Source organism: Bradyrhizobium sp. SZCCHNGR1005, assembly GCF_032489995.1.
Classification (GTDB): Bacteria; Pseudomonadota; Alphaproteobacteria; order Rhizobiales; family Xanthobacteraceae; genus Bradyrhizobium.
In genome coordinates this window covers 854,053-872,659 of record NZ_JAUEZC010000002.1, presented here as the reverse complement: position 1 = coordinate 872,659, position 18,607 = coordinate 854,053, and the positions used below count along the sequence as shown (strand labels likewise).

Sequence of the window (18,607 nt, the reverse complement as noted above, 5' to 3'; positions counted from 1 at the left end):
CGTTCGCAGTCGCTCCCACCTCTCCGAGGCCTCGTCAGCTGCGATACGTGCCAACGGCGCTTGACGCCAGCATCAACGATACCAAGCAAGCGGACGAGAACGGAGCATCCGCGGCATCAGCAGGCCTGCCGCTGTACAGGCAGCGGCCGCAGCGGCTTACGGGCGACGAGACCCCGCACATAATCCGTCATGGGCCGCTCCACCCAGAGATAGATCAGGCAGGTCAGTCCGACCGTGGCCAAGACCACCAGCGCAAAGTGCAAATTGACCGGGAGCTTCAGGTGGAGCAGCAGCCCCTCCAAAATGATCGAAACGAAAACATGCCAGATAAAGATCGAATATGAGGCATCGCCAAGAAAACGCAGGAGACGGATATCGGGCAGCCCCCTGCTCTTCTCGTAATAGGCTGCCCCTGCGACGACCAGCACCGGCGGGACCACCAGCGCCAGCAGGGAGAGACCATCCGGGCGATAATATTCGGATAGAGCAAGGCCGATCGGGCCCGCAGCAAGAAACAGCAGTGCCCAGCCGATGCTGAGGCTCACATTCTTCCAGACGACACCGAGCAGCACCCCGGCCAGAAATTCGAGCAGGATGTTCGGGCTGGTCAGCGAGACAAAATGAGCATCGGGAATCCACTCGTGAAGAACGGCCAATGTGCCGACCGCCGCAGCAAGGAAGAGAGGGCGATAGCGCTGCGCGACGAGCAGCGATACGGCGACAAGAATGTAAAACATCATCTCGTAGATCAGGGTCCAGCCCTGCAGAACGATGGGCAGGATGCGATCACCCGAGAGGGTCGGCCAGAAAAACAGCGAGCCCACGAAGCGAGAGAGGTCAAGCTCGTGCCCGTAAGTGAAATTGGGCTTGACCAGGATCAGGACCGCGGTGGCAAAGGTCGCCAGCCAATAATTCGGCACGAGCCGAACGATGCGGCGGAGCATGAAAGCCGAGGGACCGATCGGACGATCGACCGAGATCACCCAGGTGATGAACCCGCTGATGACGAAGAAGAGATCCAGGGGAAACGTGCCAATGGGGATCGGGCCGCCATAACGGAGCGCCAAATGATAGTAAAGCACGAAAAGTGCAGCAACCGCGCGGAGATATTGGATTGTATAGATTTCTTTGCTTGCCAAACAACGCTTCCCGAACTCGTACGCTCGCGTGTTCGTCGCTCCCTCAAATTGCAGGGCGTCAGAAACAATCACGCTAGGTGCGAAACCTAGCATCTAGCATTGTTTGTGTCTTGATGTTTCCGGATCGCGAATGCGACAAAATGATGTAGCGAATTCTGACTTGGCGCTCGGTAATGCCGGTTCGAGGTCGCTTCGCCTTCTCGATCCGGCGAGGGAGCGCGCCGCCAAACTCCCGGGAGGCAGCGCGCACCGGCGTGACCACGGACAGGTCACGACGAAATAATCGTCAGGAAATCTGCCGCTGCATGGCGGCCGGCCGGACCGGCGGCAACGGCTTGCGGTCGATCAGGGCACGCAGATAGTCCGTCATCGGACGTTCCATCCAGACATAGATCAGGCAACTGAGGACGACCGTGCTTGATATCTCCAGCGCGAATTGGATGCCGATCGGCAGATGCAAATGCAGCAGCAAGCCATCGATGATGATCGAAACGAAGACGTGCCAGATGAAGATCGAATATGAGGCATCGCCGAGGAAGCGCAGGAAGCCGATATCGGGCACTCCCCTGCTCTTCTCGTAGTACACCGCACCCGCAACCATCAGAACGGACGGAATGCCGAATTTGAGGATCGGAAGAACGTCCGGGCGATAATATTCGGACAGCGCAAATCCGATCGGACCGGCCACAAGAAACAGCAACGCCCATCCGATGCCGAGGCTCGACTTCTTCCAAATGACCCCGAGCAGCACGCCGGCAAGAAACTCGAGCAGAATGTTCGGGTTGGTGAGGGACAGGAAATGGGCCTCCGGCAGCAGCGCGTGAATAATCACCAGCGCGCCGAGAGCCGCCGCAAGGAAGAGCGGCCTATAGCGCTGCGCAACGAGCAGCGACGCGGCAATGAGGACGTAGAACATCATCTCATAGACCAGCGTCCAGCCCTGCAGCACCACCGGCAGAATACGATCATGCGACAAGGTCGGCAGGAAGAACAGCGAGCCTACAAAGCGCGACGGATCAAGCTCGTGACCGTAGGTAAAATTGGGCTTGACCAGGATCAGGAGGGCCGTGGCCATCGTGGCGAGCCAATAGTTCGGCACCAGGCGAATGACGCGGCGAAGCATGAAGGTCCCGGGATCGATCGTGCGATCGACCGTGATGACCCACATGATGAAACCGCTGATGACGAAGAACAAATCGGTCCGAAAGCCGCCGACCGCGATCGTGCCGCCGTAACGGAGGGTCAGGTGGTATCCAAGTATGAAGAGAGAGGCGATCCCGCGCAAATACTGGATCGTCAGTAGCTCCTGCTTCTTTACAGCCATCGCTCTCAACTCAAAATTTTGCCCGTGACGCTGTCACATGCACGGGCGAAAACATCCATATGAGCGCCGTCCTGCATCCGGCGCGCGAAAACGGTTTCAGTCTGTCGGCTGGCAAATAGCCAAGTTATGTAACAATACGTTGGGCCTGCCTCGTCTTCAACGCCGTTCGATCACTAGGGTCGACTGCCATATCGCGCTACACACCCTAAGTTGTTTTGTTTGCCATCATCGCCCAATGGATGAGATCCGATCGAGACCTGGAGCCGTTGCCGGCGCCCATGTCCCTTCCTGGCTAGTCCTCATCCCAGCAGCTCGCGAACCGGTCCGAATATCTCAGGCTGGGGCCACCGGAGCCAGGTGCGGCTGCTGCCGCACGGCAAACCTCTTGCCCAACTTGATGGAGGGAAACTCGACCAGCTCCGCCAGCGCGAAGGCTGCGCCGATGGACAGCATGATCACCAGCGGCCCCTTCACGAGCATGGGCCAATCGAAGGCGAATTGATCCGCGAGGTAGATGATCGGGAGGTGAACGAGATAGAGGCTGTATGAAATTCGCCCGAGCCAGACCGGGCCGCGGTGTTGCAGCGCGCGCTGGAAGGAGCCCGCACCAAGCGACAGACCAATAACCACCAGCGAGCCAATTCCACGCAGATAATCGAGAACGCATCCGGCCGCGGTGTGCAAATTCGCGTCCGTCTTTAGGAATGTGAACGCAGCTCCCGCGACCAACATTGCCTTGACCACGCCCGGCAGCATGGTCGAGAGCTCCGTGACCTTCTCCCGGTCGAGCGCGAGACAGGCTCCGGCCGCGAAGAACACAATGAAATAGCTGGTGTCGATCAGGGTTTTGGGCAGCGTCGATTCCTGGAATCCCGTCAGCACCAGCCCGCGATGCAGGAAGGTTGCTTCGGTACAGACGACGGACAGCAGCAGGAAGCCGGCAACGGCCAACCATCTGTATCGGGCGACGATCAGCAAAAGCAGCGGGAAGATCAGCGACACGCGCATTTCGTGAACCAGCGACCAGTCGACGCCGTCAAGTCCGTGCGTCGCGGTGGTGCCCCATAACAGCAATGTCTTCAGCAGCATCGGCAGCGACGTATCCGCCGTATCGACCCCGGTCCGTGCCCACTCGGAGTCCGATACGTGCCGGATGCCGATCAGGCTGTGGAACAGGAAACTAATCAGGATCGCGACGAAGAAGGCCGGATAGATGCGGAAGACGCGCTTGACGACATAGCCGCCATAAGGAACCGGATTGCTCTTGAGCGAATGGGCCAGAACGAAGCCGCTGAGAACGAAGAACAGGATGACCGCCGAACGGCCTCCCTCCTCCAGCCGCGACAGGCAATAGAGGAGGAAGTCAGAGAACGAGCCGGTCGCATGGCCGAGCTGGTGATGTGACGAGCGGAACGCATCGGCGTTCATGCCCCAGACGTGCGCAATGAGAACGATGACCGACGCGATCCCTCTGATGGAATCGAGATGATCAAGTCGGGACTGAGAACTCGCAGCCAAGGCCACCTCCGGTCATCCCCTCACGACAATTACCCGAACCACCTGCATCTTTGGATGATATCCGGACATTACTCAACTGATAGAAAGATGCCAGCAATGCGGAGAAATCCGGATAGATTGGTTAAACGCGCGGAGCGACATCGGCGGTCGCATCATGGCGCCGCAACTGCTCGTACGAATATCGGGGTTCGGATAACGTATTGATTCTGATAGAGCTTGGAGGTTGACCTTCACGTCAAGCTGCGTTTGCAGGAGAGGTATGAATCCCGTCAGCACGGCCGACCGCTTCGGCGCGAGGACAATCTGAAGACCCGAAAATGGTATTCTAGTCGGCCGATTAAGCTTGATCCCTCTGCCGCGTCGTGCTTCCGGTCCGACCGTGTCAGGGTGGAGACGCGATCCTTGATTATCAGACGTCGCACTCGCCATGCTTCAATCTCTTCCTGATGAGGACACTCAGATGGCCGGCACCGCCGCGGCATCAAGCTGGGACGAGTACCTCGAGCGCATCCGGCAGGCGGCGCGGGGCATTGTCCATTCACGCCCCGTCGAGGATGGCTTCCTTACGTTTCCGCGGTCATTGCCCGAATATCGGCCGGACTATCTCGGCGAGGTCATCGCCGCAGCGATGCGCGATGAGCCGGAGCGTGGACCGATCAACGGGGACACGTGGGAACGGTGGCGGCCGGCGATTCAAGCCTTGATCGCACAAGTGCTGGATTGGCCAGGAGGCGACCGCGTCAGGGCGACCGCGCTGGCCGCAGCCAAGCACGGGCTGGGCCTGGAGTTTGGCCGCACCCGCGACACGTCAGCCGACCTGCTTGCGGAGTTGGAGGTCGACCTCCGCAAGCCGCGCGAGAGCGGCTTCAGCGTGAGCGGTCCGAGCGCCGTGCAGTTGAACTTTGGCGGCCATCATCTCGGCCTCGTCTTTCTGACGGGATATGAAGGCGCGGCCCGTATCTCTTTCGGGCAAGCCATCCTCGATCAGGCCGGCGACCTGCCGTTATCGGCGTCGCTACGTCACCTGGTTGGGCGCGGACGATTTTGGACCGCCACCATCGGCAGCGCCATGTCCCGGCTGCACCGGCGATCGCTCGGCGATCTGCTCAAGCATTTGAAGGGCGACGCGAAGGCCGCCTTGTCGGCTGGCGTCCGTGCATGCCTGGCGCAACAGCTGCGCCGTTCCGGCGCACCCGAGGCGACCGACGTTGCTGGCGTTCTCCCCGACACGCCCATTCCGGTCCTGATGTATCATCGTGTTGCCGACGACGGTGATCCCGAGCTTTCGCGCTACCGCGTCACGCCGGCACAGTTCGAACAACACATGGGATGGCTGAAGCAGAAGGGCTTCACGCCGCTTTCGCTCGATGTCCTGAAGACTGCGAGCAAGGGTAGTGGTCCATTGCCGCGCCGGCCTGTGCTGATCACGTTCGACGACGGCTACAGCGATTTTTACGATCATGCCTGGCCCGTGCTCCGGACGTTCGCATTTCCGAGCGTGATGTTCGTCGTTGCCGGCAAGGTCGGCGGCCGTTCGGACTGGGACCAGACACTCGGCCGCTCCGAGCCGCTGATGAATTGGCAGCAGCTATCGGAGATTTCGGCAGCGGGAGTGGCGATCGGCAGTCATTCGCTGATGCACCGTCGGTTTTCGCGGCTGGACGTCCGCGAGTCGCACGAGGACATGCGGATGTCGGCCGAGATCATCGGCCGCGCGCTGGGACGGCGACCGATCGCGTTCTGCTACCCCTATGGCGTTTATGACCGGCTCGTCGAGCGGGTGCTGCCGACCTGCGGCTACGAGTTCGCGTTTACATGCGATCCCGCCGCAGCCACGCTGCAGGACAATCCGCTGCGGCTGCCGCGCATAGAGATCATGGGCTCTGATGATGTTCAGAGCTTCGCGGCCAAGTTGGAAGCCTGCGCCGGCTAAGGCAGAGCCGCGCTTCCCAGCTGCTCGACCGCGTATCGCTCAATCCTTCGGCGAGAAGCGCCGCAACGGAAACAGCACCGCGACCGAGGCCGCGCTGAATGGAAACCAGCGCCAAAAGCTCGGGTCGTCACGCATCAGGCGATGGATATCTGCGAGCGCATTCAGCCGCTTTTTCGCCACCGCGCGCAGGAAGAAGAATGCAATGTTGCGACGCTCCTGCGTGATGCATGCCTGAACATAGTCGCGGTCGGCTTGCGCGAGCGGCAACGTTTGGAGAAAGCGATAGGACTTCAGGAGCTGTCCGATCTGGCGCGGAAGGTGCCCCGGATCATCCCAATTGTAGGTCGAGTAGAAGATGTTCACACCTTCGGCGCAGGTCACATTGAGCGCCGTCGCGCAGCAGATTCGGGATGCACGGCCCATCAGCTGCAGCAGGAACAGGCAGTCCTCGCCGGCGGCCCGGAGTGACGCATCGAAACGGAGATCCGGCGCAATGGAGCGACGGAAGACAACCGTCGGCGTGAGCGAGGTCCAGGCTCGCAGCGAAAAGGAGATGAAATTCGCCGGATCGAGCGCATAGAGGCCATCGGCCAGCGGCGCCCCCTGCGCGGCAAGGTAACGGTCGAATCCGGTCTGCGCAAAATAGGACTCATGACCGCCGACCCGGCGGTTGTTGCAGAAATAGTAATCGTATCCGCGATCCAGTGCCGCAAGCGCGGTGGCAAGGTGCGCCGGCTCCCAAAGATCGTCGGAGTCGAGGAATGCGATGTAGCTGGTGTCGTCGGCGACCGCCGCAAGGCAGCCATTTCTTGCAGCTGCCGCGCCCGCATTGGCCTGCCGGACCAGTTGCAGCTCGAACGGCGGCGTGATGAGCAATCCGTCAAGCTCGCCATCCGGCGGGACGGGAGATCCGTCGTCGGTCACGATGATCCTGACCGTGACCGACGGCGGGACGACCTGACCGAGGACCGATTGCAGAGCGCGGCGCAGAATGCCGAGCTTCTTCTGATAATAGGGAATGACGACGGCGACGACGGTCATCTGCGCGCTATCCAACTGGCGCGCGTGGCGGCGAGCTGGCAAGGAAGTGCCTGGCGCCGGCAGCGTAGCAGCGCATCTTGTCGGCGTAGGAGAAGTCGTATTCAGGCAGGAACAGATTTTTGCGCGTTATGATCTCGCGCGCGAAATCCTTCAGGTCCCAACGCAGCTGCCGGCACAATGACGGGCAGGCCAGGATGTATTTGGCATAGAGCGCTCCCGAACCGATCATGTAGTTCTGCCATAATCGGCGCGCAGCCTCGGGCCGCTTTCGTCCATGATGATGATAGACGACGATCTCAGGGACGTATTCGAGCCGGAGCCCGGCGATGTAGGCGCGAAAGATATAGTCGGTGTCTTCGCCCGAGGGAATCGCTCCGACGCCAAAGCGCTCATCGAAAGGCCCGAGACGCTCATAGACGGCTCGCGTCATGAACAGGTTGCATCCGAGAAAGCAGTTGCCGAGGTTCTCATAATACGCCGAGCGATCGTCGATATGCCAGCGGCGCGGCGCCATATCGGTCTTGATCGTCAGCGGCAGGTCGGTGGCATCGCCGAGTTCGACACGTCCGCCCCGGAGTGCCGGGGTCGGATCGGCTGTATGAAGCCGCAGCAACTGGACGAAATAGTCGGACTGCAGCCGGCAATCGTCATCCGTCAGGACCAGAAGCTCGCCGCGGGCCGCACGTAGGCCGCGGTTCTTGGCGATCGTGATCCCGGTTCGAGGTTCATGCTCGAGGCGGACTGCGATCGAGGCTCCGGCCGCCCAGTTCCGCACCACCTCCGGAGTACCATCGCTCGATCCATTGTCCGTGATGACGATCTCGGCGTCGGTAAGCGCGGCACGGCGCGCCGCGACGTCGATCGACTCCAGGCAATGAACGATCGCATGGGCGCGATTCCTGGTGCAGATGACGACGGAGAGCTTCATGGCGGCGGCCGGCTCAGCTCATTGCGTAACGGGGTTCGAGCGAAACGGCAGCGCGACCCCCACGCTTTCATCCCGCAGCGGACGCAACTGAATCAAGATGCAGACGGCCATCGTGGCAAGGGTCAGGGCAGCCGCGATCACGACGTCGGCATAGAGCGAAGGTGCGCAAAGCCGGACGATCTCGGCGTAAAGAAAGATGGTCGCAGGCGTCACGAGGGCCGGAACCGCCATGGCCTCCAGATATTGCGTGATGGGACATTTGATCAGGGAGAGGACGATGCTCAGCGTGCGCGGCATGTAGAGCACGACCGCGCAATTATAGGCCACGGCCACCCAGTGGATGTCGCGAGATATCGCAAGCGAGAGCAGCAGCGCGACAAACCAGATCAAGCTGAACTCGATCGTCGTACGCAGACGCAGATCGGAGCGGCCAAGCACCAACATGATGTCGCCACCCAGCGCCATCATGGCCTGCACTGCGCCGGCCCCGGCCAGGATCATGAAGAGCGTGCCGGACTGAGACCATTTCTCGGACAAGACGATCTTGAAGACCGGATAATGAGCGGCTGCGACCATGCCGAGCGAAGGAATGACGAGAATGGCGAGGATACGGGTGATCAGCAGGAAGGTCCGCCGGATCGCCGGCAGATTGTCCTTGATGGTCGCCAAATGCGAGTAGAGCACGAATTGCAGCGGACCGGTGATGACCGTGGTCGGGAGCCGGATGAACTGCATCGCCATGTTGTAGTAGCCGACCGCGGTCGGGCCGAGTACGCCGCCGATGGCGAGATTGTCGATCGATCCCGACACATGGGCGATGAGATTCGTGCTCAGGATATCGCGGCCGAAGATCAGATGGTGCCTGATCGCGGCAACATTGAACACGAGGCGGGGACGGAAGGGCGACCAGGCAAAGGTCAAGACAAGCCGGACCGCGAAAAACACGATCTGCTGGGCGACAAGGGACCATACGCCGGCTCCCAGCAACGCCGCGGTCACGGCCGTGGCGATCCCGAGCAGGGTCGAGCTGATCTCGATCACCGCGACCGCGGAAAAGCGGCGCGACTGCTGCAGGGCGGCGCCGGGAATGACAGCCGCGGCTTGCGCCGCGATGGTGAAGGAGAGGATGAACACGATCAAATGCAGCCGCGGCTCGCCGAACGCATAGGCCGCAAGTGGCGACAACAGCAGCAGGATCGCCGCGAGAGTTCCGCCGAGCGAGAAGATGACCCAGAAGCTCGTCGACCACGCCGTATCGTCCTCGAGCGGCGTCGATCGAACCAGCGACATGCCGAGGCCGGCGTCCGTGATCAGCATCGCGAAGGCGATGAACGGTGACGCGATCGCGACCAGACCATAGTCCGTCGAACTCAGCAGCCGCGACAGGATCGGAAGCGCGATGAACTGGGCAAGGATGCGAATGACGCTGGCCGACGACACAAACGCCGTACCGGTGACGATCCGTCGGAGCGACACTACTATGATCCTACCACTTTGCGCTGAAATCGATCGACGCAAGGATGCGCTCGACTTCCGGTCCTAAATAGTACAGAAGACACGCTTGAAGATATAAGCCGCATATCATCGTCGATTCATAGTAAATTCAGACACAGTAAATTCAGACACTCGAACAAGACCGAAAATTATCGATCCATCCCCGCGCAGCTTGGTATGGATCATGGACGCTCGATTGTTCCGTCCAGATGTAAATATCGATATTGAGATCGACAAAGTAGACCAGTAGATGAAGCATTTCCAGTGGACGCTACCGGGTTTCGCCGGCGCGGGCGAAGATAGACCGTCGCAGGTGACGAAGGGCGGCGCCTTGCGGATCGGCTCGGGATAGCGCGGTGAGAGTCCTGCATTTCCTTGGCATCGGTCGAGTTCCCAAACGGCCGATGATCGATGCGACCGGTGGGACCGAGCGCGTCGCCCTCGAAATCGCGCGGATTCAGGCCCAGCGCGGCGCCGATGTGACAATCGCGTCGATAGCGCCCACGGCGTGGCGCGGGGCCTGGGAGGGCGTGAACCTCCGCCACCTTCGCCCCTATTCATGGGCGAAGATCAGCTATGGCGGCAAGGTGAAGGACCTTCGCGAGCATCTCAGCCTGACCAAGTTCGTTCGATTGGGCCGGTTCGACCTGGTCCACCTGCATGAATACCGCAGAACGCGCTTCTTGGGGAAGCAGCCGAAGGTCATGCATTTTCACAATAACCCGCTCGATGGGCTGGCCGATGCGACGCTTGCCGCGGCAGCCCCTGGCTATTGGCGGGATCTCGGCAGTGCCGGCGCGCAGATTGCCGTCAGCTCCTTCGTTGCCGGTCGCCTGCGACTGTCTCATGAGCGCGCGGGCGAAATGGCGCCAGCCTCAAATATCGTCGTGAACCAGAGCGGTGTCGACGCCGACGCGCTGTCATGCGACGAGCGGCGGGAGGCGCGCAAACGCGTGCGGCACGAACTCGGCCTCACGGATTCCGATGTGCTGTTCATGTTTGCAGGCGCAGTCCGGCCGGAAAAGGGCGTGATTCAGCTTGCGCAGGCGTTCTCGAAATTGTCGGAGGAGCATGATAATGCATTCCTCGCAATTGCCGGCGGCAGCAAGCTTTGGATCGACGGCGATGGTCCGCAGGAAACGACGGAACAACAGGTTCGCGCGATCCTGACGAATGCCGTGGCGCGCCGGCGCGCGTCAATGCTTGGCGTCATCTCTCCAACGGCGCTCCCCTCCTATTATGCGGCAGCCGACGTGTTTGTGCTGCCCTCCATGTTCCAGGAGACGTTCGGACTGGTGATCCTTGAAGCCTTCGCCGCCGGAATTCCCGTGATTGGAGCACGATCGGGTGGCGTTCCCGAATTGGTCGAGAACGAAAGAAACGGTCTGCTCGTCGATCAGGGCGATGTAGATGGCCTCTGCCGCGCGATGCGCCGTCTGCTGCTCGACCGCACCCTGCGGGAGCGGCTCGGCGCAGAAGCGCGGCAAACGGCGGTCAAGATGTCCTGGGACAATACGGTCGATCGCCTGGAGCGGATTTATGAAGAGGTCCTGAGTTCAAACTGATTCATCATTGTGTGTGCGTTGCGCGCCGACTGGAGCAGAGATGCTGTCTCAATTCCTTCACGATTTTTCTCCGAGCTTCTGGCACTGGCTGAAATATCAGCAATACCTACATACGAAGGCTGGTGAGCCCGAGATCAGATACATCCACAAAATAATACCGCAAGATTTGCTCGTGATCGACGTTGGTGTCCACCTTGGCTTCTATTCGCGCCATTTTGCGCGATTCGCAGCTCAGGTACTCTCTTTCGAGGCTAATCCGGTGAGCGCGCGGGAAGCTGCCCGCATGCTGCCTGCCAATGTCAGGATTGAGAACGTTGCATTGTCGGACGAGGATGCGACGCTACAGCTGCGCGTACCGGTGGAAGGGGCTGGCGGCGGCGAGGCGGCCTTGGGCACGCTCGCACCGAGCAACAGCCTGTCCGGCGCGGCCTTCCAGTCGGTCCCGGTCACAGCCCGTCGGCTTGACGGCATGGGCCTGGCGAGGGTCGGATTGATCAAGATCGACGTCGAAGGACATGAGGAAGCGGTGTTGCGCGGCGCGCAGGGGATTCTTGAACGCGATCGACCGAATCTGATGATCGAAATCGAGGAGCGCCACAACGCCGGCTCGATCCAGCGCGTTTTCCAGCACCTCTCCCAGCTCGGCTATCGCGCCTTTGTGCTCGAGAGCGATCGGCTGTCGCCGATCAGCGCCGAGACGGCGGTCACATTGCAGCAGGCCGGATCAGGCGATCGATATGTCAACAACTTCTTCTTCCTGCAGCAAACGCCGTGAGAACACAGTCGATCCGCGCGTTTGCCCTGCGCGACGTTAGCCTTAACGGCTTCCTGTCGATGCCGACTGGCGCGACATCGTCTAATCCTCCGAGCAAAAGCCGCGGCGCAACCATGGCGAATCCTTCCGTGACGCACGAGATCAGATCGAACAGGAGACCAAGCTGAAGATCGCCTACCTCGTGCATGACCTCTCGGATCCTGCCATTCACCGCCGCGTCAGGATGCTGACGGCAGGCGGCGCGGACGTGCAGCTTGCCGGATTCCGACGCACGGCCGCTGTGCCTCATGAGATCAGCGGATGTGAGTTTGTCGACCTTGGTCAGACCAGGGACGGAGCCTTCCTGGCCAGGATCGGCTCGGTGGCCGCGGCTGGCCTGAACCTGGGTCGGCTCGATCAGTTGGTCCGCGGCAGCCAGGTGGTGCTCGCGCGAAACCTCGAGATGCTGTACGTGGCGGCAAAGGCTCGACGGCGTTATGCACCGTCCGCACCGCTGATCTACGAGTGTCTCGATATTCATCGCCTGCTGCTCGGCAGGGCTCTGCCAAACCGGCTGTTGCGCGCGATGGAGAAGCGGCTGATGCGGGATGTGGACCACATCCTGACCAGTTCTCCGCGTTTCGTGTCCGAATATTTTGCTCCCAGAGGCTTCGACCGGCCAATCACGATTCTGGAAAACAAGGTTCTCCTCGTCGATCGCGAGATGGATCGCCAGATGTCGCGGCCGAGCGGTCCGCCCTGGAAGATCGGCTGGTTCGGCATGATCCGCTGCCGCCGAAGCCTTGAGATCCTCGGTGCCGCTGCACAGGCGATGAACGGCCTCCTTGAGGTCAGGATCGCCGGCCGTCCGTCGCCGAAGGAGTTTCCCGATTTCGAGGCGCAGGTCGCCGCGTGCCCCCACCTCAGCTTCTTGGGATCCTATCGCTTCGAGGATCTGCCCAAGCTTTATGGCGACGTGCACTTCAGCTGGGCGATCGACTTCTTCGAAGAAGGGCTGAACTCGTCTTGGCTGCTGCCGAACCGGGTCTATGAGAGTTCGTTCTTCGGGGCGATTCCGATCGCATTGCAGGGCGTGGAAACTGCGCGCTGGCTGCAGCAGAGGGGCATCGGCGCCGTCCTCGACGGTGATCCCACGGCATCTCTGTCCGAGTTCATCCGAGACTTGACGGATGCGCGCTATGAGGAGCTGACGGCGGCGCTGCGCAACGTCCCAAGTCCCGATTTGGCGGCGACCCGACAGAGCTGCGGCGAACTTCTCAAATCGTTCGAGACGCTCGGAAGTCTCGCTCGGGCAGGAGTTTAACCTCATGTCGAATGTAGCCTCAGCCGATCACAACGCGCCGTCTGCAGCAATTGTCGTGATCCCTTGCCTCAACGAGGAGCGCTACATCGAGAACACGCTCGCAACCTTCATGGCCGAGCCGCCGGAGACTGTGCGCAGGATCGTCATTGCCGATGGCGGCAGCACGGACAGCACCTTGGGGATCGTGACGGCGTGCGCGCAACGTGACGATCGCATCACGATCGTTCACAACGAACGCCGAATTCAAAGCAGCGGCGTCAACCGGGCCGTCGAACAATATGGCGACCTCGCGCCGTATCTGGTTCGTGTCGATGCACATGCCGGTTATCCGGCAGGCTATTGCACCAGTCTGTTGCGGGCGCAGGCCGAGACCGGGGCGCAATCGGTCGTCGTCAGCATGATCGCCGCGGGCACGACCTGCTTTCAAACGGCCGCCGCCGCCGCGCAGAACTCCCGGCTCGGCAACGGCGGATCGGCGCATCGCAAGGCAGCCGAAGGGCGATTTGTCGATCACGGCCATCATGCGCTGATGGAGGTCAAGGCGTTTCGCGCCGTCGGCGGATATGACGAGGCATTCTCGCACAACGAGGATGCCGAGCTCGACGCTCGCCTGAGTGCAGCCGGAGCTCGCATCTATCTGTGTGCCGGCGCCGACATCACCTATTACCCACGGAAAGGCCCGGTGTCGCTGTTCCGGCAGTACCGCAATTTCGGGCGCGGGCGCGCGATGAACATCCTGAAGCATCGGAGCCGGCCCAAGCTGCGTCAGCTGATCCCGGTCATGGTGGGACCGGCCGTGTGCCTGTCGCTGTTGGCGCCGGTTTCACCGGTCTTTGCCGTTCCCGCGCTGTTGTGGGCGGCAGCAAGCCTGAGCCTCGGCGCGATCGAAGGACTCCGGCAACGCAATCTCTGCGCAGGCGCGGCGGGCTTTGCAGCGATGCTGATGCATCTCGGCTTCTCGTTTGGGTTCATCGTCGAGGTCCTGCGCCAAGCTTCACGCGTACGACAACGGCAGGGCGGGCGCAGCACCTATCCCGCAGCTTTGGGAGCGGCGGACAAGCCATGACCGCGACTGCACAGGAACGTTCCGGCGCTGACGTCGAGGTCAGCGTCATCGTCGCGAACTACAACGGCGCGGCGTTCCTGGCCGATGCGATCCGGTCGGCATGCGGGCAAACTCTAGACGACATTGAAGTGATCGTCTCCGACGACGCGTCCTCCGACGCCAGCGTTTCCATCGTCAGGCGCCTGATGGCCGACGATCCCCGGATCAGGCTCGTTGAATCCAAGACCAACAGCGGAGCCGCTGCCGCGCGCAATCGGGCCATCGATGTTGCCCGGGGCCGCTGGATTGCGATCATGGACAGCGACGATTTGATGCATCCTGATCGTCTACGGTCGCTGCTTCGGGCCTGCGACACCACCGGCGCCGACATGGTCGCCGATGACCTGCTGCTGTTCGACAGCGAACGCCGGGCGACGCCGCAAACGCTCCTGAACGGAGCGTGGGCGACGGAGCCTCGTCAGCTCTCCACCCGCGACTATCTCGCGGCCAACAATCTTTATGGCGGCGGACCCGCCTTCGGCTATCTCAAGCCGATCATTCGTGCCTCGCTCCTGGCCAAGCACGCCATTCGCTATGACGAGCGGCTGATCATCGCCGAGGACTACAATCTGGTGATCCGGCTGTTGCTGGCTGGCGCGCGGTTCTGGATCGTGCCGCAACTCGGCTACTTCTATCGACGCCACGGCGCCTCCCTGTCCCATCGCTTGAATACACTTGCGCTGATGCGGATACGTGAGGTCGAGCAGGACTGGGCCAGGCGGTGGCCGTCCGCGGAATTGCAGCCGCTGTTCGAGGCACGCGCGCGTTCAGTGGAGCGCGCCATCGCCTTCGACGAATTGGTGCGGGCCCTCAAGGGTCGAAAGCTGGGCGAAGCGGTCCGGATTGCGGTCCGCAATCCCGCTGCCGCGGCGCTGCTCAGGATTCCGCTGAAGGATGCCTTGGTTCGGCGTATCCCTCGATCGAAGCCGATCGAAAAGCCGCGGCGACAGCAGATCTGCATCTTGAGCCGGCAGCGCATCACGGCACGCAACAACGGAAGCTCGCGCTACCTCCTTGAGATCGCCGGCTTCCTTGCAGCGAAGGGATACGACGCTCATTTGCGGGTCCCCTCGCCGGTGATGATGGGGCGATGGCCGTTTCTCAAATTCTCCGCCGACATGGACGTCTTCAAGACCATCAAGGTCCGAGGGACGTTTCGTCTGGGACGTTATGTGATCGCGCGCGACCCGCGGCTGGCGATCAAGGCGTCTGTGGCGGTCTTCGACCGCCTGCTTCTTCGCAGCGGCATGCTTTCGCGCCCTCTCACGCGGCCGGCGGCTTACGCGATAGCCCAGCCGATGACACGGCAAGATCAGATCTTTGTCGCGCGCGAGGCGCCCTCGATCTCGGACGTCCAGATCGCGGACTACTGCTTCCTCACCGACGCCTTCCCCTATGCGCTGCGCCCCGATGCGCGGCGCGTCGTCATCATGCACGATCTGTTTTCGAGTCGGACCTCGCAATTTGCACGCTTGAATGCCGCTGATACCGTCGCCTCGCTCTCCCTCGACCAGGAACTCCGCATGCTTGCCGCTGCTGAAATCGTGGTTGCGATTCAGCGCGACGAGGCTGCGATGCTGCAGCGGGAGTTGCCTCGTCATGAGATCGTCCTCGCGCCGATTGCCGCCGATCCCGTTAGCGAACCGCAGCCGGGCGCAGCTGACATCCTGCTGTTCGTCGGCAGCTCGACCGCGCCGAACAGCGACGGGATCAACTGGTTCATCGAGACCTGCTGGCCGCGGATTCGCCGCGAACGGCCGAACGCATCACTCCTGATAGCGGGGAGCGTCTGCAACGCGGTCTCCGGCACGCCCGTCGCAACCAGGCTCTTGGGCGTCGTGGACGATCTCGAAAGCCTCTATGCTGAAGCATCGGTCGTGATTTCGCCGCTCCGCGCCGGATCCGGCCTCAAGATCAAGCTGATCGAGGGCTTGTCAAAGGGCAAGGCCATGGTGGTGACATCGACCACGCTGCAGGGCGTCAGCGACATCGTGAGCGGCTGCGTTTTCGTCGAAGACACCGCGCCCGGTTTTGCCTCTGCGGTGATCGCTCTCCTCGGCGACGCGGAGCGGCGCAAGCGCCTGGGAGCGGACGGGCTGAAGACGGTAAAGCAGCATTTTTCGGCCGAGCAGGCGTATGCCGGCATTGTTGCTGCAATCAAGGCGACGGCAACGCAACAGGCAGACGCAGGTCTGCGGCGGACGGCATCATGAAACGCAATACTCGACCAGCAACGCCCCGCTCCGCCAACCGCGCGAGGATGCCGCTGCGGCCGCGCGCCTGGCTGTTTGTCGTTGCGATCGCCGGGATCATGTCCGGCGCAACCGCGCATGCCGATGAGCGACCAGGTGCCAGCGCCGAGGTATTGACCAGCGCCGAACGCGGACACGTGTTCGTCATCGGCAAGGGCCAAGGCAGCAAGCGGATCGAGGAATTCCACCCAGCTGCCGGGCAGAAGATCAGGCTGGTCGGCTTCACCGCGCTGAGCCTCGATCAGTTGCGAGCTCGTGCTACCACTGCCGGACCGGATATTGTGATCGATCTCGGTGGCGGCCAGGAGTTGACGGTCGTCGGTGCGGACAAGGACGTTCTTGGCTCGGTTCAGATCGAGTTGGATCGCAGCGGTCTCGTGCCCAGCTTCGCCGACGAGTTCGACCAGCTGAGCCTCGACCTGGAGGACGGTGCCTCGTCGCCCGGACGGTGGCGGACCAATTTCGGCTATGGCGGCCCGACCTCGGTCCACAGCAGAACCCTGGTGAACAATGGCGAGCTCGAAGTCTATGTCGATCCCAAATTCGCCGGGACCGGATCGACCAGCCTGAACCTCAATCCGTTCCGGACAGGAAGCGGCAAACTCGACATCGTCGCCGAGCCGCTGGACGAGAAGGTGCGCAGCGTCGCCTGGGGACGTTCCTACGCATCGGGACTTTTGACCACGAAGGCATCCTTCTCGCAGCAATATGGGGTGTTCGAAATCCGGGCTAAGGTGCCGCGCGGCAAGGGATTGTGGCCGGCCTTCTGGCTCCTGCCCGCGAACGGCGCCTGGCCGCCCGAACTCGACGTGCTGGAAATCCTCGGTGACAATCCGAGCAAGGTCTACATGTCCTGGCACAGCAATGCCGGCGGCAAGCATTCGTTCGAAACCAAGCCGATCGATATTCCCGATGCCTCGGCCGACTTTCACACCTATTCGGTCGAGTGGACCAAGGACACGATCAACTGGTTCTTCGACGATATAGAAGTCGCGAGCGCGTCGACGCCGCAGGACCTGCACCAGCCGATGTACATGCTGATCAACCTGGCGGTCGGCGGCGGCTGGCCCGGGGCCCCGAATGCGTGGACCAAGTTTCCGGCCCTCTATTCGATCGACTGGGTGCGGGCCTATACGCGTCCCCTGCCGACGGAGCGGTCAGGAGCAAGTGAATGACCGCGGAGCGATCGGAGCGGATATTGCCGGCCTCAGTCGACGTCATCATCGCCGTCTGGAACAACGCCGGCACGATCGCGCGAGCGGTGCGCTCCGCGCTCGCAGCGCCGGAGGTGAATCGCGTGATCGTGGTCGACGACCGCTCGACCGACGACACGGCAGCGGTTGTCGCAGCTCTGATCGACGAGTTCGGGGCCCGGCTGCATCTGGAACGGATGGAGCGCAATGGCGGCCCTGCCGCGGCGCGCAATCGCGCGCTGGCCTTGTCCGATGCGCCCTGGGTCACCATCCTGGACGGTGACGACTACTTCGCGCCGGACCGCCTCCGCGGCCTGTTATCGGTCTCCGACGGGGCGGACCTCGTCGCGGACGACCTGCTGCAGGTCAGGGAAGGCGCTGAGACAGCGAACGGCAGTCCGCTGCTCGGCCTCGATCAAACCGTCACGCTCGACCTCGCGACCTTTGTCGCCGGCAACATCAGCCAGGCCGGGCGGCTGCGCAAGGAATACGGCTTTCTCAAACCGATGCTGCGGCGGGCGTTCCTGGTCCAGCACGGCCTGCGTTACGACGAGGAGCTGCGCCTCGGCGAGGATTTCGCGCTCTACGCGCGTGCGCTCGCGGCCGGCGCTGTGTTCCGGGTGATCCCGTCCGCCACTTATGTCTCCGTCGTCCGCGCGGGCTCCCTGAGCGGCAACCACACCAAGCGCGACCTCGAGCGGCTGCGCGACAGCGACAAGAGCCTGCTGCGCCTGACCACACTGACGGCGGACGAGCGCCGGCTGATCCGCCAGCACTATGAATCGATCGATGCGCGGGTGCAGTGGCTCAACGTCATCGACGCGGTGAAGGCGCGCGACGTCGGCGCGTTTCTGGCCCCGTTCCTGATCCGCTGGAGCACCTGCAGTTTTCTGGTGAGCCGCCTCTTGGAGCAGGTGGTGCTGCGCAGCCGCAGGCTGCTCGGCATGACGTAACTAACCCGGCCTGTCGGGAGGGGTGGCCTACCCGGCACGATGAATATAGGCGCGCAGGCCTCCGCCTGCTATATCGCCTGCTTT

General features: G+C 61.9%; 14 protein-coding genes. 8 read left to right on the top strand and 6 right to left on the bottom strand.

All coding sequences use genetic code 11. The annotated features are described in order from the left end of the window. Positions 1-116 precede the first annotated feature (116 nt). The 3 genes from QXZ85_RS10145 to QXZ85_RS10135 all read right to left on the bottom strand — a co-directional run bounded on the left by QXZ85_RS10145 (position 117) and on the right by QXZ85_RS10135 (position 3,981). On the bottom strand, positions 117-1,232 hold the full coding sequence (locus tag QXZ85_RS10145; protein ID WP_315702017.1) for an acyltransferase: 1,116 nt from the start codon (positions 1,230-1,232) through the stop codon (positions 117-119). A gap of 193 nt (positions 1,233-1,425) precedes the next feature. Then, the gene (locus QXZ85_RS10140) at positions 1,426-2,463 is read right to left on the bottom strand and encodes an acyltransferase (protein ID WP_315702018.1); all 1,038 of its coding nucleotides are present in this window, start codon (positions 2,461-2,463) and stop codon (positions 1,426-1,428) included. Positions 2,464-2,796: 333 nt separating this feature from the next. Next, entirely contained in the window at positions 2,797-3,981 is a 1,185-nt protein-coding gene (locus QXZ85_RS10135) for an acyltransferase (protein ID WP_315742642.1), read from the bottom strand. A gap of 460 nt (positions 3,982-4,441) precedes the next feature. Here QXZ85_RS10135 and QXZ85_RS10130 point away from each other — a divergent pair, with 460 nt between their 5' ends. Continuing rightward, positions 4,442-5,914 carry a polysaccharide deacetylase family protein gene (locus QXZ85_RS10130; RefSeq protein ID WP_315742640.1) on the top strand — a complete coding sequence of 491 codons (1,473 nt, stop codon included), beginning with the start codon at positions 4,442-4,444 and terminating at the stop codon, positions 5,912-5,914. 39 nt (positions 5,915-5,953) lie between these two features. Here QXZ85_RS10130 and QXZ85_RS10125 read toward each other — a convergent pair whose 3' ends face one another. From QXZ85_RS10125 to QXZ85_RS10115, 3 genes are read right to left on the bottom strand one after another with little or no spacing between them, the layout of a single operon-like run. Next, entirely contained in the window at positions 5,954-6,955 is a 1,002-nt protein-coding gene (locus tag QXZ85_RS10125) for a glycosyltransferase family A protein (RefSeq protein WP_315702021.1), read from the bottom strand. A gap of 7 nt (positions 6,956-6,962) precedes the next feature. Next, positions 6,963-7,883 carry a glycosyltransferase family 2 protein gene (locus QXZ85_RS10120; protein ID WP_315742638.1) on the bottom strand — a complete coding sequence of 307 codons (921 nt, stop codon included), beginning with the start codon at positions 7,881-7,883 and terminating at the stop codon, positions 6,963-6,965. Positions 7,884-7,901: 18 nt separating this feature from the next. Beyond that, positions 7,902-9,359, bottom strand: a complete 1,458-nt coding sequence (locus QXZ85_RS10115) for a lipopolysaccharide biosynthesis protein (protein WP_315702023.1) — start codon at positions 9,357-9,359, stop codon at positions 7,902-7,904. A 422-nt stretch (positions 9,360-9,781) separates the two neighbouring features. On the opposite strand from QXZ85_RS10115, the gene QXZ85_RS33740 reads away from it, so the two are divergent. The 7 genes from QXZ85_RS33740 (at position 9,782) to QXZ85_RS10075 (ending at position 18,523) form a co-directional block, all read left to right on the top strand. Then, entirely contained in the window at positions 9,782-10,942 is a 1,161-nt protein-coding gene (locus tag QXZ85_RS33740) for a glycosyltransferase family 4 protein (protein ID WP_315759765.1), read from the top strand. A 40-nt stretch (positions 10,943-10,982) separates the two neighbouring features. Next, positions 10,983-11,717 (top strand): FkbM family methyltransferase, encoded by a 735-nt coding sequence (locus QXZ85_RS10100; protein WP_315702025.1) that lies wholly within the window; start codon positions 10,983-10,985, stop codon positions 11,715-11,717. 181 nt (positions 11,718-11,898) lie between these two features. Beyond that, entirely contained in the window at positions 11,899-13,020 is a 1,122-nt protein-coding gene (locus QXZ85_RS10095) for a glycosyltransferase (protein WP_410052715.1), read from the top strand. Between the two features lie 4 nt (positions 13,021-13,024). Further along, positions 13,025-14,086, top strand: coding sequence for a glycosyltransferase family 2 protein (locus tag QXZ85_RS10090; RefSeq protein WP_315761408.1), 1,062 nt, complete (start codon positions 13,025-13,027; stop codon positions 14,084-14,086). After that, positions 14,083-16,338: a glycosyltransferase gene (locus tag QXZ85_RS10085; protein ID WP_316174019.1), complete on the top strand. Its 2,256-nt coding sequence runs from the start codon at positions 14,083-14,085 to the stop codon at positions 16,336-16,338. The genes QXZ85_RS10090 and QXZ85_RS10085 overlap by 4 nt, the downstream gene beginning before the upstream one ends. Then, entirely contained in the window at positions 16,335-17,552 is a 1,218-nt protein-coding gene (locus QXZ85_RS10080; protein WP_316174017.1) for a glycoside hydrolase family 16 protein, read from the top strand. The genes QXZ85_RS10085 and QXZ85_RS10080 overlap by 4 nt, the downstream gene beginning before the upstream one ends. Further along, the gene (locus QXZ85_RS10075; protein ID WP_315702029.1) at positions 17,549-18,523 is read left to right on the top strand and encodes a glycosyltransferase family 2 protein; all 975 of its coding nucleotides are present in this window, start codon (positions 17,549-17,551) and stop codon (positions 18,521-18,523) included. The genes QXZ85_RS10080 and QXZ85_RS10075 overlap by 4 nt, the downstream gene beginning before the upstream one ends. Positions 18,524-18,607: the final 84 nt, after the last annotated feature.